Here is a 16,204-nt window from a genome sequence, read left to right on the forward strand (position 1 = left end):
AAATCTCTTACGGTTTTTGACTGAGCGATAGTAAGTACTCAACCATACGAAATCATATTTTCTGACTTATTGTTCAGGCACTCTGACTGCGTTGCAACTCTGGTCACATAGCTTGCTATGTTCCCGTCGTTGCGCCTTGCAGAGCACCTGCCCAATAAGCCAGAAATATTCGATTCCGTATGGCTTAGTACTTAGACGTCATTTATACATTCTGGCCAGAATGGTTTGTATTCTGGCATCTTCTTTCCGGTTGATTTCACATGGTGCAACCTTTGGTTTTTGACAGAAAAACACGTTTATTTTCTTGATCTGATACTTACTCGATCTATCTTTCATGTCTATAAATCATATGCACAAGTGGAATGATGAAAAACTCACTCTACATGGCACTGCTGTTACTAGTTGCTTCATTATCTGTCGTCTGTCACGCGGAATCGTTGAAAAGACGATTTGTTGTCGAGTTTCAACGGGGTGATGCAGGTTCTCCAATCCAGAATTTTAGTATAAAGATCGACTCTAACACATTGTTGTTCAACCAGTCAGACATTGCCGACAAAAACAGTTGTGCAGGGTCGGCTTCGCTGCCTGATGATAGCCCACGCGGAATTGGCGGTTGTGAGCTAAAGACGACCCTTATTGAATCTCTTTCGTGGCTATGGGTTTACGCTACCAGTGCGCTGGTTGCTGACGAGTTTCTGATCACTAATACAGCTCCTCGCTTCAGAGCTAATCTATGGTTAGGCGTCGGAGCCTTTATCGCTGTCGGCTGGATTATTAAAAGCTATTGGAACCCCGATTCACCGTTGTTTAAACCGATGGGTCAACTGAAGGCAAGTCAGGATAACCCATTTGCGAACACCATCATGATGCTCTCCGGAAATGGTCAACAGCAAGGCCAACAACAAAGCGAGCAATCAGAATCTTCCAGTCCGCAGGCCTCAGCAAACACCTTCCAAATTCAAGGTTCTGTCACTGGCTCCCTGTCTTCTGACTCTGGTGGCGGCAACGAAGACCCTGAACAACACCAGCAGCATACTTTGGGTTTAAATTGCTTCGTCGCTTCCTGTAATGGCGCTTGTATATTCAGACCATCACCGGAGAGCAGAGAATCAGCTGAATTACCGCTGAATGTCGGGGAAAGTTCAACAGGACAAACAGGAACAACACCAGAACAAAGCTCATATCCTTGCCCGGAAATCCCAAATAACGTTCAGCCCAAAAATAATTTTCACGAGCCAATGAATCAGCAAGAGCCCATTCCGGTTAAACCAACTGTAAGCCCAACAAATGCAGGAGCTGCCAATACAGCCGCTGGCAGGAGGTACGAATGTGAGGTGATAGTGGTCGGGCAGGATGGCGACCAGCGACCATGCGGGATGATCTTCTGGAGTGCCAAAAGGCTGGCGTGTCACAAAATCAGATTCCACTCCAGACTGAGTACAGGGACAGCCTGTAAAACTCGTCTCAAAGAATTTGTCTGTGACGCAATAGTGATTTTGGAGAATGGCAGGCAGCTGCCGTGCGGTTCGTCCTTAAGGAATAAAAAAAAGCTGTCGATTCACAAAAAGAAATACCACGTTGAGCCAGCATTCTGTGACCTGATAGTGTGTGGGGAGGATGCTAATCTGCGAGTATGCGGGACGGTCTTCATAAATAGTCTACAGCAGCAGAGTCACAGCCAATTATATCACGAAGGTGAATGGGATATCAGATGGTCGCATCCCGGAAGAAGTGACCACATTACCGGGTCACATTTTTGTGATCTGGCTTTGTTAGTGGATGACGGCGTGGGGGGAATGCTGCGGCGACTATGCGGAGTGATCTTCAATAGTACTGAAGAACTGCTTCTTCACAGAAGAACATTCCACCAGAATCGATACCCATCTGAATAAAATAATCGAAGGGTTTGAAAACGCATCAATCTCACATATCTTTTGATTTTTAACCGAACGACGGTAGACGTCATTTCTAATCAGATCATGGATGAATTGTATTCCGGCATCTTCTTCCCGGCAATTTTTACCTGATGCAACCTTTGGTTTTTGACAAAAAAACGTTTTTTTGATTTGTCACTTTTTCGATCTATTTTTTTCTTTACAAATTAGAATGTAGAGATGGAATAATGAAAAACTCGCTCTTTGCGACACTGCTAGTGATAATACCTGTCTTTTGCCAAGCCGAACTGTTGACAAGGCGTTTTGTTGTCGAATTTCAACACGATGCAGGCTCTTCAACCCAAAGCCTTTCTATAAAGGGTGATACCAATACACAGTCGTGCATCTCGGCAGACATCGCTGACACAAATGTCTATCCAGGTTCAGATTTTTTATCTGTTGATAAACGACATGGACTTAGCGGTTATGGGTTAAAGGCAGCCTTTATCAGGTTCATTTCATGGCAATGGCTTTACGCCACAAATCTACTGGTTGCTCACGAACTGATCTTTACCATCCACGACGCCGCTCTGGGCGCCAAGCCAATTTCATGGCTGCCTTTAGAAGCATTTGTTCTTGTTGGTTTGCTTTTGAAAAGCTACTGGAGCACCGGTTCACTGCGGTTTGATACGTTGGAAAAGCCAGAGGTGGCCTCTATGACGAAGCAGGGGGATGAGCCTTTTTCAATCACCAGGATGATGCTCCCCGGAAATAGCCAGCAACAACACGGCCAACGAAACCAGCAGTCATCATCATCCGGTCAGCAAGCCTCAGGAACCACCTCCACCCAACTTACCAGTTATTCCAGTAGTCATCTGTCTTCTGGTTCTGGTGGCGGTAACGAAGGCTCTAAACAACGCCAGCATACTCTGGGTGTAGCTTGTTACTTCGATTCCTGTCATGGTGTTTGTAAACTCCGATCATCAACCGGTAGCAGGGAGTCCGCCGAAAGGCCACTGAATACTGGTGTTTTTCCAGCTCAATTTTCCAGTCAAAGCACTGATATCAAGCAGACGATCCGCCATGATAGGACGGGCGTGGCTATTTCATCCATAAACTCAGAAAAGAGCATTGTTAGTGGCATGAGAAGAGAGTTACTGAGCTTCGCTGGCTCTATGCTTTGGAAGAATCCGCGTGTGTGTGCAGTGGGAACATCCGGTGGGACCAGAGGTCAACTTCAGTTGGAAGTAATGGCTGATTACAATTGCAGTCAGGAAGAAAGGCAACAGTTAAGCACCTATGTGGAGCGTTTCCTGCGGGAAAATGTTCCGGAGCGGTTACGCAATGAATTTAAACTCATAATCAAATATGAGGGACCTCTGGAACCCTTGTAGGCAGTTTTCTATCTATTTTTCATGTCCATAAACCATATGCACGACTGGAATAATGAAAAACACACTCTTGGCGACGTTGCTAGCGGTAATATCTGTCTTCTGCCAAGCCGAACTGTTGACAAGGCCTTTTGTTGTCGAGTTTCAACAGGATGCAGGCTCTTCAACCCAGAGTTTTTCTATAAAGAGTGACCCCAATACACAGCCGCACATCTCGTCAGGCATCGCTGACACAAATGGCGATTCAGATTTTCTACCTGTTAATAAACGACATGGACTTAGCGATTATGGGTTAAAGACGGCCTTTATCAAGTCCATCTCTTACGCCACAAATCTGCTGGTTGCTTACGAACTGGCCCATAACGCTGCTCTGGGCGCCAAGCCAGTATCATGGCTACCTTCAGAAGCTTTTGTCCTTGTTGGTTGGCTTTTGAAAAGCTATTGGAAACCCGACTCACTGCTGTTTAATCCGTTGGAAAAACCGGGGGTGGCCTCTATGATGTCGCAGGGGGATGAGCCTTTTACAATCACCAGGATGATGCTCCCCGGAAATAACCAACAACAAAACGGCCAAGGAAACCAGCAGCCATCATCATCCGGTCAACAAGCCTCAGGAACCTCCTCCAACCAACCTGGCAGTTATTCTACCAGTCCTCTGTCTTCTGGTTCTGGTGGCGGTAACGAAGGCTCTGAACAACACCAGCATACGTTGGGTTTAGATTGTTACGTGGATTCCTGTCATGGCGTTTGTAAACTCCGATCATCAACCGATAGCAAAGCGTCCGCCGAAGGGCCGCTGAATACTGGTGTTTTTCCAGCTCAATTCTCCACTCAAGGCACTGATATCAACCAGACAATCGGCCCTGATAGCGTGACTATTTCATCCATAAACTCAGAAGTGGTATGCACCACGCCCAATCAAGGGGGCGATGCAAATGCCCGGTGCCACAGTGGATCATTGTTGCATAATGCAGTATCGAGAGGTCATAGTAATACTGTCCAATTTCTGTTGGCTGATGGTGCTGACCCCGATGCCCCGGACCACAATGGCCACTGTCCGCTATGGTTTGCGATAAGGGATGGACATGCTGAAATCGTTGAACTATTGCTTCATAGCGGTGCCAGTCTGTACCATTCCGGTTACTTTGACCGTGCGCTGCTGTTGTGCTGGGCGATACGCAGTGGTCCGCAAATGACAGCCACTCTTCTGGCAAACGGCGTGGAACCAAGTGATCCCAGAGGCTTTATCTTTCCATTGTCTGTTGCGGTACGCTCAAGTGATCTGAAGGCGATCAAGCTCCTGCTGGCCAATGGTGCCAATCCAAATGTTCGTGATTCTGAGGGCGTTAAAGTTATCCATGAAGATCTGCAAAGTGAGCTAGGTTATGGGTACGGGTATTATTCAGAAAGAGTAGAAATCGTCACCATTTTGCTGGCCAGGCACTTTGTTCCATTTGACCAGCTATGGGTTCCCCCGAATGTCAGTAATAAGCACAATAAGCCCGATTTGAGCTTACTCCATCTGGCTGAGAAGAACGGGCATATCAAAGTTGCTAACATTCTGAAGAATTATACACCTGTACCTTATCAACCGGCGTCGCTACAGTGTTGGGCCCGTGCCTCTATCCGCTCGCGGCTGGTGCAGAACCGGGCTAATTTTTGGCAGACCCTGCGCGCCGATTCCCATTGCCTGCAGCTGCCCAGGCACCTGAAAGCTTTTGTGTACCGACCGCTATCCTTCTAGCAAAAACGTCATAAACCCTCGCCCAAACGGTGGGTAAAGGAGCGGACATTACAGGTCGCGGTAAGAGGCCTTCATATTGTTATCAATAAATACCCTGAGGGGTATCTTTTACCTGATTCAACCTTTGGTTTTTGACAAAAAAACGTTTTTTTGATTTTTCACTTTCTCAATCTATTTTTTTCTTTAGAGATCAGAATTTATTTAGAGATGGAATAGTGAAAAACTCACTCTATGCGACACTGCTAGCGATAATATCTGTCTACTGCCAAGCCGAACTTTTGACAAGGCGTTTTGTTGTCGAATTTCAACAGGATGCAGGCTCTTCAAACCAGAGCTTTTCTGTAAACAGTGGCCTCAATACACAGCCGTGTAAGTCGTCAGACATTGCTGACAAAAATAGCTATCCAGAGTCAGATTTTCTGTCTGTTGATAAACGACATGGACTTATCGGTTATGGGTTGTTAAAGACGGACTTTATCAAGTCCATTTCATGGCAATGGCTTTACGCCACGAATCTGCTGGTTGCTTTCGAACTGGTCTACGGCGCTGCTCTGGGCGCCAAGCCAACATTATGGCTACCTTCAGAAGCTTTTGTCTTTGTTGGTTTGCTTTTGAAAAGCTATTGGAACACCGACTCACTGCTGTTTAATCCGTTGGAAAAACCAGAGGCGGCCTCTATGATGACGCAGGGGGGTGAGCCTTTTGTAATCACCACTATGAAGCTCCCCGGAAATGACCAACAACAAAACGGCCAAAAAAACCAGCAGCCATCATCATCCGGTCAGCAAGCCTCAGGAACCACCTCCACCCAACTTACCGGTTATTCCAGTAGTCATATGTCTTCCGGTTCTGGTGGCGGTCACGAAGGCTCTGAACAACACCAGCATACTTTGGGTTTAGATTGTTACTTCGATTCCTGTCATGGCGTTTGTATACTTCGATCATCAACCGATAGCAAAGTGTCCGCCGAAGGGCCGCTGAATCCTGGTGTTTGTCCAGCGCAGTTCTCCAGTCAAAGCACTGATATCAAGCAGACAACTGGCCATGACAGGACGGGCGTGGCTATTTTGTCCAGAATCTCAGAAGAGAGCATTATTAGTGACATGCAAAAAGAATTTATGCATTGTGTTAGTTCTCTGCTTTGGAAGCATGTACGCGTGTGCGGGTTGCATATGACTGGTAAGGCCAGAGGTCAACTTCAGTTCAAAGTAATGGCTGATTACGATTGCAGTCAGGAAGAAAGGCAGCAATTACGCACCTATTTGGAGGGCTTCCTGCTGGAAAATGTTCCGGCGCGGTTGCGCAATGAGTTTAAACTCACTATCGAATACGGTGGGCCTATAGAAGCTTTGTAGGCAGGCTTTTCTTATGGCGTCGAGTATATCGGATCTTTTCGGTAAAAGGCTTTGCAATTTCTCAGTGTGGGCTAAAACTCCAAACACGCATCTGGTCTCACATATCTTTTGATTTTTAAACAAGCGACAGTAGACGATAATTATACTCGGGTCAGGGATGGCTTGTGCTCTGGCATCTTATTTCCGGCAAATCTTTACCTCATGCAACCTTTGGTTTTTGACAAGAAACGCTTTTTTTGATTTGTCACTTTCTCTATCTATCTTTCTTGTCTGTATACCATATGCACGAGTGCAATGATGAAAAACTCATTCTATGTGGCAATGCTTTTACTGCTTGCCTCATTATCTGTCATCTGTCAGGCCTACCTGTTGGCAGAAAGTTTTGTTGTCGAGTTTCAAAAGGAGGATGCAGGTTCTTCAATCCAGAGTTTTTCTATAAGGCGTGACCTCACTACTTTGTCACTTAACTCGTCAGATATTGTCGACACAAACGGCTATGCAGGGTCCGGTTTACCGCCTGAAGATGAAACACATGGATTTAACAGTTACAGGTTAAAAACCACCCTTATTGAGTCCATTCCATGGCAATTGATTTACGCCACCCATCTGCTGGTGGCTTACGAACTGACCCTGATCACCCATGACACTCCTCTGAGCGCTAAAGCTTTTTTATGGATAACCGTAGAAGCTTTTGTCACTTTAGGCTGGCTTTTAAAAAGCTATCGGAACTCCGATTCATTATTGTTTAAACCGATGGAACAAATTAAGGCAGCCACTATGGTGACACAGGGAGATGACCTGTTTACGATCACCACGATGATGCTTCCCGGAAATGGTCAACAACAAGGCCAACAACAAAGCGGGCAAGAAGAATCATCCGGTCAGCCAGCCTCAGGAGGAACCACTAGCCAACTTACAGGCTTTCTCACTAGCCCACTGTCTTCTGACTCTGGCGGTGGTAATGAGGACCCTGAACAACACCAGCAGCATACTTTTGATTTAAATTGTTACGTCGATTCCTGTAATGGCGTTTGTATATTCCGACCATCATCCGATAGCAGAGAGTCAGCTCAAGGTTCGCTGAATTCGGAAGAAAGTTCGACAGGCGATACAGGACCAACATCCGGACAAAGCTCCTATCCTCTCCCGGAAATCTCATATAACGTTCAGATCCAAAATGATTTCGACGAGCACATTAACCAGCAAGAGCCCATTCCAGTTAACCCCAATTTACGCCTGATAAATGCAGGGGCAGTCAATAGAATTCGTAACAGGAGAAACGAATGTCACGCAATAGTGATCGGGCTGGATGGAGAGCAGCGGCCATGCGGGATGATCCTCAGGAGTGTCAGAATGTTGTGGCTTCACAGAAGTAAACACCATGCCAGGCCACATTTCTGTGACGTGAGAGTGGCTGAGGAGGACGGCGGACGGCGGCTATGTGGGAAGATCTTCGGGAATACTGCAGAGCTGCTCCACCATAAATTAAGGCATGCAATAATGCAGAATAGAAGACTTCATGGAAGGCTTAATAGAAGGCGTTGAGAGTACAAGTCAGGAACGTGCTATGATCTCATATGCCTTTCGTTTTTTTTAACAGGACAGAGGAGTTTTTGTCTACCCTGAACAAGGGGATATCCTGCCCTCTTCTTCCCGGCGAATTCTTATCCGCTGAGGCCTTTGGTTTTTGAAAAAAACACTCTCTTCGTCATTGCTGTTGTTGCTGATGTCGGTGACTGTTATCTGTCAAGCCGAATCATTGAAAAGACATTTTATTGTCGAGTTTCAACAAAATGAAGGTGTTCCAAAAGGGAGCTTTTCTATAAAGCGTGATATTAATTCATTGTCGTGCAATCCGTCATGCCTTGCTGACATAAATTATGACGCAGAGTCAATTTTTCCGCCTGATGACAAACAACCCAGTGTTGGCATTTACGGTGCAACAAAGTCCCTTATTGAATCGATCTCGTGGGAGTTGATTTATGCCACTCATCTGCTGGTTGCTTACAAACTGGTTCTTACCACCAGCGACAACCCTATGAGTACCAAAGCTAATTCATGGATACCTGTAGAAGCATTTGCCGCTGTCGGCCTGCTTTTAAAAAGCTATTGGAGCCCCGAATTGCTGCTGTTTAACCCGATGGATCATCGGGAGGCGACTTCTATGATGACAGAGGGAGGTGACCCATTTGTGATCACCACTATGATGCTCCCCGGGAATGGCCAGCAACAAAGCCAACCAAATAATAAGCAAGCAAAATCATCCGGTCAGCAAGCCTCAGGGGCGACTAACACCCGGATTTCAGGCTCTATCACCGGCTCCCTGACTTCCGGCTCTGGCGGTTCTGGCGAAAGCCCTGAACAACAACATACTTTCGATTTAAATTGTCATGTTGATTCCTGTCATGGCGTTTGTATACTCCGATCATCATCCGACAGCAAAGAGTCTGCTGCAGGGTCGCCGAATTCCGAAGAAATCAGGACAGGTCGCAGGGCAGCAAAAGCCGGACGAACCACCACCTCCAACTTGTTGCCCGACGCGATTCCAGATCGTTTTTTTTCCAACCATTTGCCTGGACTAAATGATCCATTACCTGAACCTGTCGTTGTTTTTGAAACTCTAATTAGCTTACGTGAGGTAGATGGTATCAGCCAGCCAATCTATCATCCCCACATTCGGCATGTGGGTGAAAGGGCAGCTTATAGACCCAGGAGTTTAGACTGTGACGAGCTGGTGGACGAAGGGGATGGCGAGCGGATACCATGCGGGAAGATCTTCAGGAATGCCAGAAAGCTTGCGCGTCATAAAAAAAGAAGGCATTGAGAACGCAAGTGTGTTGATCTGGAGCAGAATGCCATTAGAAGGTAGAGCCCTCTTCTTCCCGGCGAATTCTTACCCGGTGAGACCTTTGGTTTTTGAAAAAAATGCTTTTTTTCTTGCTCTATCAATTTTCTGATCTAACTTTTCCGTTCAGAGAAAACACAAAGCGGATGTAAGGCTTAAGTTTTGAAAAAAACACTCTCTTCGTCATTGCTGTCATTGCTGATTTCAGTGACTATTGTCTGCCATGCCGAATCGTTGAAAAGACATTTTATTGTCGGGTTTGAACAGGATGAAGGTGTTTCAAAAAGGAGCTTTTCTATAAAGCGGGATATTAATTCATTGTCGTGCAATCCGTCATACCTTGCCGACATAAATGATGACGCAGAATCAATTTTTCCGCCTGGTGACAAACCAGACAGTGTTGGTGGCTACGGCGCAACAAAGTCCCTTGTTGAATCGATATCGTGGGAGTTGATTTTTGCCACTCATCTGCTGGTTGCTTACAAACTGGTTCATACCAGCAGCGACAGCCCAATGAGTACCAAGGCGAATTCATGGGTACCTGTAGAAGCATTTGCTGCTGTCGGCCTGCTTTTGAAAAGCTATTGGAACCCCGATTCGCTGCTGTCTAACCCGATGGATCATCGGGAGGCGACCTCTGTGATGACACAGGGGAATGACCCATTTGTGATCATCACTATGATGCTCCCGGGGAATGGCCAGCAACAAAACCAACCACAAAATGAGCAAACTGGTTCATCCGGTCAGCAAGCCTCAGGGACAACAACCAGCACCGGGATTTCAGGCGCTATCACCGGCTTGCTGACATCGGGCTCGGGCGATGGTGGCGAAAGCCCTGAACAACCCCAACATACTTATGGTTTAAGTTGTTACGTCGGTTCCTGTCATGGCGTTTGTCAACTCCGATCATCACCTCGTAGAATGGCGAATAATGAACAAAGTTTGTTTAGCCAGGTTGTAGAGGGGCTTCTCACTCCCGTCCTGTATTTGGCTGGCATCTATTTTACCCCCTGCGCAGCGCGGACTGGCCAAACGAAACGTTCAGAGGGCCATAAACAACCCCAACATACTTACGGTTTCAATTGTCACATCGATTCCTGTCATGGTGAGTGTAAATTCCGAGCACCATCCGATGGCTGAGACCCGGCGCATACACTTCGTACCGGGCCAATGTCTACAAAATCTGTGATGTGTGCGGGGCACCCTGCTTGAATGCTGACGCCCTGAGAGAACAAAGCATTAGACTTTATCGCAAGCGGTGATAGCGAAGCAGTTACTCAAGGGACATTTTCTTACCCGTTGCGACCTTTGGTTTCCAGAATCGTTCCCATGTTGGGACCCACAGAGCCTAAAAGCGTGAAGAACAGAGTTTTGCGACCCTCTCTGGGCATTGGAAGAAATGGTTGTTTTTGAAAAAAATGCTTGTTTACTTGATCTATCAATCTCTTGGTCTAACTTTCTTGTTCAGAAAAAGCACAAAACACATCTAAGGATTAAGTTTGAACAAAACACTCTCTTCGTCGTTGCTGCTATTGCTCGCGTGGCTGACTGTTATCTGTCATGCCGAATCTTTGAAAACACATTTTATAGTTGAGTTTGAACACGACGGAGGCGTTCCGGAAGGAAGCTTCTTTATAAAGCGTGATCTTGATGCGTTGTCGTATAATCCATCATCCGTCGCAGACATAAATGATGACGCAGGATTAATTTTGCCGCCTGATGACAATTCACACAGAGTTGGCGGTTACGGCGAAACAAAGTCCCTTATTGAATCGATCTCGTGGGAATTAATTTACGCTAGTCATCTGCTGGTTGCTTACAAATTGATTCTGACCACCGGCGACACCCCTCTGAGCGCCAAATCTTATTCATGGATGCCCGCTGAGGCGCTTGCCGCTGTTGGCCTGCTTTTGAAAAGCTATTGGAACCCCGATTCGCTGCTGTGTAACCCGATGGATCAATTGGACCCGGTATCTATGTTGGCACAGGGAAATCACCCGGTTTTGATCACAACCAAAACAAACCCCAAAAACGGTGAAGGACAAAGCGGACAACAAAACCAGCCACAAAACCAGCCATCTCAATCGCAAGCCTCAGGAACAACTCCCCATCTTACAACGGCTTTGTCCAGCCTCATGGCCTCAGGCTCCGGGGGCGGTAATCAGGGCCCTGAGCAACCCCGGCATACTCTGAGTTTCAATTGTTATGTCGATTCCTGCAATGGCTTTTGCAGACTCCGACAATTCGGTAGCAGTGAATCAGTTGCAGGGTCACGGAGTTCCGAAAGAAGTTCGACGGGCCACACTAATCGTGGCATGACAGGAATGCGAAACTATCAGCTAGGAGTCGGTAGTTCTCTGCTTATTGTCATTCCATCAATTGCATTTCGCGAACGACAAAACTCAGCAGCAATCGGCCATCTTGTGGCTGGTTTCGACCCCTCGACTACCAGTGAACCTTGGGTTCGTATCGTCTGGTCACGTTCACTAGCCGACAGGTTCCCACTTGATCGATTTCGGCCATATGGCGTTATGGTAAGCGACGCTCATGGTCATCTCAGGGAGCTTGGGAACCACACTATGGGTTCTAATTGTTCCTTCGATTCCTGCAATGGCTTTTGCAGACTCGGACAATCCGGCGGTAGTGGATCAGCTGAAGGGTCACTGAGATCCGAAGGAAGTTCGGCGAGCCACACTAATCGTGGCATGACGGGAATGCGAAACAATCAGCTAGGAGTCGGTGGTTCTTTGCTTATTGTCATTCCATCAATTGCATTTCGCGAACGACAAAACTCAGCAGCAATCAGCCATATTGTGGCTGGTCCCGACCCCTCGACTACCAGTGAACCTTGGGTTCGTATCTGCATAGGACGTTCAGAAGCTGCCAGGTTCCCACTTGATCGATTTCGGCCATATGGCGTTATGGTAAGCGACGTTCATGGTCATCTTAGGGAGCTTGGGAACCATACTATGAGTTCTAATTGTTTCTTCGATTCCTGCAATGGCTTTTGCAGACTCGGAGAATCCGATGGATCAACTGAAGTGTCGCTGAGATCCGAAGTAAGTTCGGCGGGCCGAACACAAACCTTTCAGCCACAAGCCGGTGGATCTTCGGTGAGTGTCATGCCATCAAGGGCAAATAGTGAAGGACAAAACTGGCGACAAAACCAACCACAAAGCCAGCCATCTCAATTGCAAGCCTCAGGAGCAAGCTTACATTTTCTGCCTGGTTTCAACCTCACGTATTGCGGCTTTGGCCGTGGATCTCGGTTTCCTAACGCCATACCACCCGAGTTATTACCAATTTCGCGACTTCCGCCAATAAGCGACGCTCATAATCATTCAACGGAGCTTGCGGGCGTCCCGGAAGATTCCAGCGATACCCATGGAGCATGGTGGGATGTTGATTCCGATATGGATGTCGATCCCTATGAAGAGTAGTCCACAGTGTTCAATAAACCTGTGACTTGTTCCCGGGCTCCAGAGGTCGTCGCAAAACTCTGGTTCCCACGCTGGGATCCACAGGGCCTGAAAGCGTGGGAGTGGGTTGCGAGAGTTTTGCGATACCGGCAAAAGCCGGAGATTTGGGGGTCTAAAACTTTATTACAAAGCAGCAATGAAGTTTTTCAGAGTAATAATAATCAAAACCAGTACCATCAGGGAAAAGTCCAGCCCTCCCAAAGGCGGAATCACTCGTCTGACCCTGCTGCTCAGTGGCTCGGTCAGTTGATGCAGCAGCATCAGGCCCGGGTTGTAACTGCCGGGCGCTACCCAGCTGGCAATAGCGATGATGATCAGGCTGAACATATAGATGTTCAAAATTTCACCTGCCAGCTCCTTAAGGCTGACAATCAGCACCTGGGGAAAAGGAATCGCATCGGCAGCAAAACCCTGAACCATAAAGAGTACGTAAACCAGCAGTATCTGCAAGATCAGGGCAAGGACCAGAGCTGCCAGATCCAGGCCACCCATTCCCGGAATCACTTTCCTTAGAGGATTCAGTAGCGGCGAAGTGACTTTGACAATGGCCTGGGAGATGGGGTTATAAAAGTCTGCTTTAACCAGTTGCAGCAGAAAGCGCAGCAATACAGCCATGATGTACAGACCTCCCAGGGTCTGTATCAGAAAGACGAGGCTGGAGGAGAGTGCTGACATAAAAATCCTTCGTGTTCAAACAGCCATGAGCGTTAAATTCAGCCATGAGCGTTAAATAAAAGTGAGCAAGCCGGGGAAGCAAGGTGGCTTATGTGGCTGAGCCCAATATCCTGACCAGTTTACTATGAAACTTCCGGGTGCGGGAAATAGAGGCTATTGCCTGACGGCACTAGTCAGCCAGCTGTTCTGCCAGTTCCGCACCCCTTTCTTTTGCAGCCTTAACCGCTTTGTAAACCACCGCTTCAAAGCCTTCCTGGCGGAAGGTTTTTAAAGCCCGTTCAGTGGTGCCACCAGGGGAGGTGACTCTTCTGCGAAGCTCGGCAGCATCAACATCACTCTGAACAGCCATGTTTGCAGCTCCCAGAGCGGTTTGCAATGAAAAACGTTCAGCGGTTTCATGATCCAGCCCCAGCCTGACCCCGGCTTCTGCCATGGCTTCCATCATCAGGAAAAAGTAAGCCGGACCCGAGCCTGACAAGGCGGTGATGGTATCGACCTGTTCTTCTTTGTCCAGCCAGTGAAGAATGCCAATGGGGGAAAAAATCTCATTGGCAATGGCTTTCAGTTCATCCGTCACCCGGGGATTGGCGAACAGACCCGTCGCACCACAATGCAGGAGTGATGGGGTATTAGGCATACTGCGGACAATCGGCAGGCCGCCGCCACTCCAGACATCGAGACTATCAAGGCGGATACCGGCGGCTACAGAAATAATGAAGGGCTTTTGCGCCTGAAGCACGGGGGCCAGTTCAGTCAGAACCGCCCTCATCTTCTGAGGTTTGACAGCAAGCACCACAATTTCAGCCTTTTCTGCTGCTTCCAGGTTGCTGGTAGATGTATGAATACCGAGTTGGTCAGAACATTTTCTGGCACTTTCCTGTGTTTGGCAGGAAGCGAATATTCTGTCTTTCGGCCAGCCGTGTTCAATCAATCCACCCATGATACTGGTAGCCATATTGCCAGCACCGATGAATGCGATGGTCTTATTGGTCATTCCTGACTCCTTGGTGGTTCCGACTTCTGGCCCCGAAAAGAGCCGTACCAATGCGAACCATGGTTGCCCCTTCAGCAATGGCTGCCTCAAGGTCACTGGTCATTCCCATGGACAATGTGTCCATAGTTAGATGGTGCTCATGATTAAGAGATTCAAGGGTATTTGCCAGCTTTTTAAAGGGAGCCCGCTGTTTAGCTTCATCTTCTTCCGGTGCGGGTATTGCCATGAGCCCGCGCAGCCGAAGCCTGGGAAGTTGGGATATGGCTACTGCCAGTTCGGGAAGTTCTGTCAGAGTGGCTCCGGATTTGCTTTCTTCTTCGCTGATATTGACCTGAAGACAGATATTCAGGGGCGGAAATTGTTCCGGGCGTTGATCATTCAGTCGTTGGGCAATTTTAAAACGATCGACACTGTGTACCCATTGGAAGTGACTGGCAATATCGCGGGTTTTGTTCGATTGGATCGGTCCGATAAAATGCCAGACCAAACCTTCCAGATCCCTGAGTCGGGTGATTTTATCCACAGCCTCCTGCAAATAGTTTTCACCAAAATCCCTCTGACCCAGCTGCCAGGCCTCGGCAATCATCCCGGCAGGCTTGGTTTTACTGACTGCCAGAAGTTTTACCTGGCTTTCCCGGCCGCTGGCTTGCTCGGCTTTGTGAATTCTTTCAAAAACCTGGTCGAATTGACTTTTTAATGAGGTCATCAGCCTGTACAGTAGTTGATTAATAGGTAGAAACCGATATTTCGGTTGAACATAAGAAGGAGTCCCGGTCTATTTTACCTGCGTCCGGGTTTCAGGGGGAAATTCATGGACATAACCGAACTGCTGGCCTTCAGTCACAAGCAAGGCGCTTCGGATCTTCACATCTCAGCCGGCCTTCCGCCCATGATTCGTATAGACGGTGATATTCGCCGGATTAACCTGCCTCCCATGGATCACAAGCAAGTTCACAGCCTGATCTATGACGTCATGAACGACAAGCAGCGAAAGGACTACGAAGAGAAGCTGGAAACCGACTTTTCGTTTGAGGTCCCCGGTGTCGCCCGCTTTCGTGTCAACGCTTTTAACCAGAGCCGCGGAGCCGGTGCTGTATTTCGTACTATCCCCAGTAAAGTGCTTTCGATGGAAGACCTGGGCATGGGCCAGGTGTTCAAGGATATTGCCCTGAAGCCCCGGGGTCTGGTGCTGGTGACGGGTCCTACAGGTTCCGGAAAGAGTACCAGTCTGGCGGCCATGATGGATTACATCAATGACAACAAGTATGAGCATATACTAACCATCGAAGACCCCATTGAATTTGTTCACGCCTCGAAAAAATGTCTGGTAAACCAGCGGGAAGTTCACAGGGATACCCACAGTTTCAGCGACGCACTGCGCTCGGCACTTCGTGAAGACCCCGATATTATCCTGGTGGGTGAGATGCGCGATCTTGAAACCATTCGTCTTGCGCTGACGGCTGCAGAAACCGGTCACCTGGTTTTCGGGACTCTGCATACCACCTCCGCAGCCAAGACGATAGACCGTGTGGTGGACGTATTCCCGGGAGCTGAAAAAGCTATGGTGCGCTCCATGCTTTCAGAATCCCTGCAAGCAGTTATCTCCCAGACCCTGCTCAAGAAAAACGGCGGCGGACGTGTGGCAGCCCACGAGATTATGATCGGTACTCCTGCTATTCGTAACCTGATCCGCGAAGACAAGATTGCCCAGATGTACTCTTCCATCCAGACCGGTGGTGCCCTGGGTATGCAGACACTTGACCAGTGTCTCCACGAGCTGGTGAGAAAAGGCTTGATTGCCAAAGATGTGGCTCAGGAAAAAGCCCGGGACCCGGAAAACTTTTAAC

Annotated in this window: 12 protein-coding genes; 9 read left to right on the plus strand and 3 right to left on the minus strand. The window is 47.9% G+C overall.

Going from position 1 to position 16,204, the window contains the following annotated elements; all coding sequences use genetic code 11:
* The first annotated feature begins 362 nt into the window (after nucleotides 1-362).
* From P6910_RS02220 to P6910_RS02255, 8 genes are all read left to right on the plus strand, one after another.
* Nucleotides 363-1,892 (plus strand): hypothetical protein, encoded by a 1,530-nt coding sequence (locus P6910_RS02220; protein ID WP_317144660.1) that lies wholly within the window; start codon nucleotides 363-365, stop codon nucleotides 1,890-1,892.
* 230 nt (nucleotides 1,893-2,122) lie between these two features.
* Nucleotides 2,123-3,268, plus strand: coding sequence for a hypothetical protein (locus P6910_RS02225; RefSeq protein ID WP_317144661.1), 1,146 nt, complete (start codon nucleotides 2,123-2,125; stop codon nucleotides 3,266-3,268).
* Nucleotides 3,269-3,383: 115 nt separating this feature from the next.
* Nucleotides 3,384-5,009, plus strand: coding sequence for an ankyrin repeat domain-containing protein (locus P6910_RS02230; RefSeq protein ID WP_317144662.1), 1,626 nt, complete (start codon nucleotides 3,384-3,386; stop codon nucleotides 5,007-5,009).
* Between the two features lie 215 nt (nucleotides 5,010-5,224).
* Complete coding sequence (locus P6910_RS02235; RefSeq protein ID WP_317144663.1) at nucleotides 5,225-6,364, plus strand: hypothetical protein; 1,140 nt, start codon at nucleotides 5,225-5,227, stop codon at nucleotides 6,362-6,364.
* A 294-nt stretch (nucleotides 6,365-6,658) separates the two neighbouring features.
* Nucleotides 6,659-7,909: a hypothetical protein gene (locus P6910_RS02240; RefSeq protein WP_317144664.1), complete on the plus strand. Its 1,251-nt coding sequence runs from the start codon at nucleotides 6,659-6,661 to the stop codon at nucleotides 7,907-7,909.
* 142 nt (nucleotides 7,910-8,051) lie between these two features.
* On the plus strand, nucleotides 8,052-9,188 hold the full coding sequence (locus P6910_RS02245) for a hypothetical protein (protein ID WP_317144665.1): 1,137 nt from the start codon (nucleotides 8,052-8,054) through the stop codon (nucleotides 9,186-9,188).
* A gap of 183 nt (nucleotides 9,189-9,371) precedes the next feature.
* A complete protein-coding gene (locus tag P6910_RS02250) occupies nucleotides 9,372-10,349 on the plus strand; it encodes a hypothetical protein (protein ID WP_317144666.1) in 978 nt (325 codons plus the stop codon).
* Between the two features lie 359 nt (nucleotides 10,350-10,708).
* Nucleotides 10,709-12,649, plus strand: coding sequence for a hypothetical protein (locus tag P6910_RS02255; RefSeq protein ID WP_317144667.1), 1,941 nt, complete (start codon nucleotides 10,709-10,711; stop codon nucleotides 12,647-12,649).
* A 162-nt stretch (nucleotides 12,650-12,811) separates the two neighbouring features.
* On the opposite strand, the gene P6910_RS02260 is transcribed toward P6910_RS02255, so the two are convergent.
* The 3 genes from P6910_RS02260 to P6910_RS02270 all read right to left on the minus strand — a co-directional run bounded on the left by P6910_RS02260 (nucleotide 12,812) and on the right by P6910_RS02270 (nucleotide 15,063).
* Nucleotides 12,812-13,363: a YggT family protein gene (locus P6910_RS02260; protein ID WP_317144668.1), complete on the minus strand. Its 552-nt coding sequence runs from the start codon at nucleotides 13,361-13,363 to the stop codon at nucleotides 12,812-12,814.
* A gap of 169 nt (nucleotides 13,364-13,532) precedes the next feature.
* The gene (gene proC / locus P6910_RS02265; protein ID WP_317144669.1) at nucleotides 13,533-14,357 is read right to left on the minus strand and encodes a pyrroline-5-carboxylate reductase; all 825 of its coding nucleotides are present in this window, start codon (nucleotides 14,355-14,357) and stop codon (nucleotides 13,533-13,535) included.
* On the minus strand, nucleotides 14,347-15,063 hold the full coding sequence (locus P6910_RS02270; RefSeq protein WP_317144670.1) for a YggS family pyridoxal phosphate-dependent enzyme: 717 nt from the start codon (nucleotides 15,061-15,063) through the stop codon (nucleotides 14,347-14,349). Before P6910_RS02270 ends, proC begins: the two co-directional genes overlap by 11 nt.
* Before the next feature lie 105 nt (nucleotides 15,064-15,168).
* On the opposite strand from P6910_RS02270, the gene P6910_RS02275 reads away from it, so the two are divergent.
* Nucleotides 15,169-16,203: a type IV pilus twitching motility protein PilT gene (locus P6910_RS02275; RefSeq protein WP_317144671.1), complete on the plus strand. Its 1,035-nt coding sequence runs from the start codon at nucleotides 15,169-15,171 to the stop codon at nucleotides 16,201-16,203.
* Nucleotide 16,204 lies beyond the last annotated feature (1 nt).

Origin of the sequence: Endozoicomonas sp. 8E (assembly GCF_032883915.1) — a bacterium.
Lineage (GTDB): Bacteria > Pseudomonadota > Gammaproteobacteria > Pseudomonadales > Endozoicomonadaceae > Endozoicomonas_A.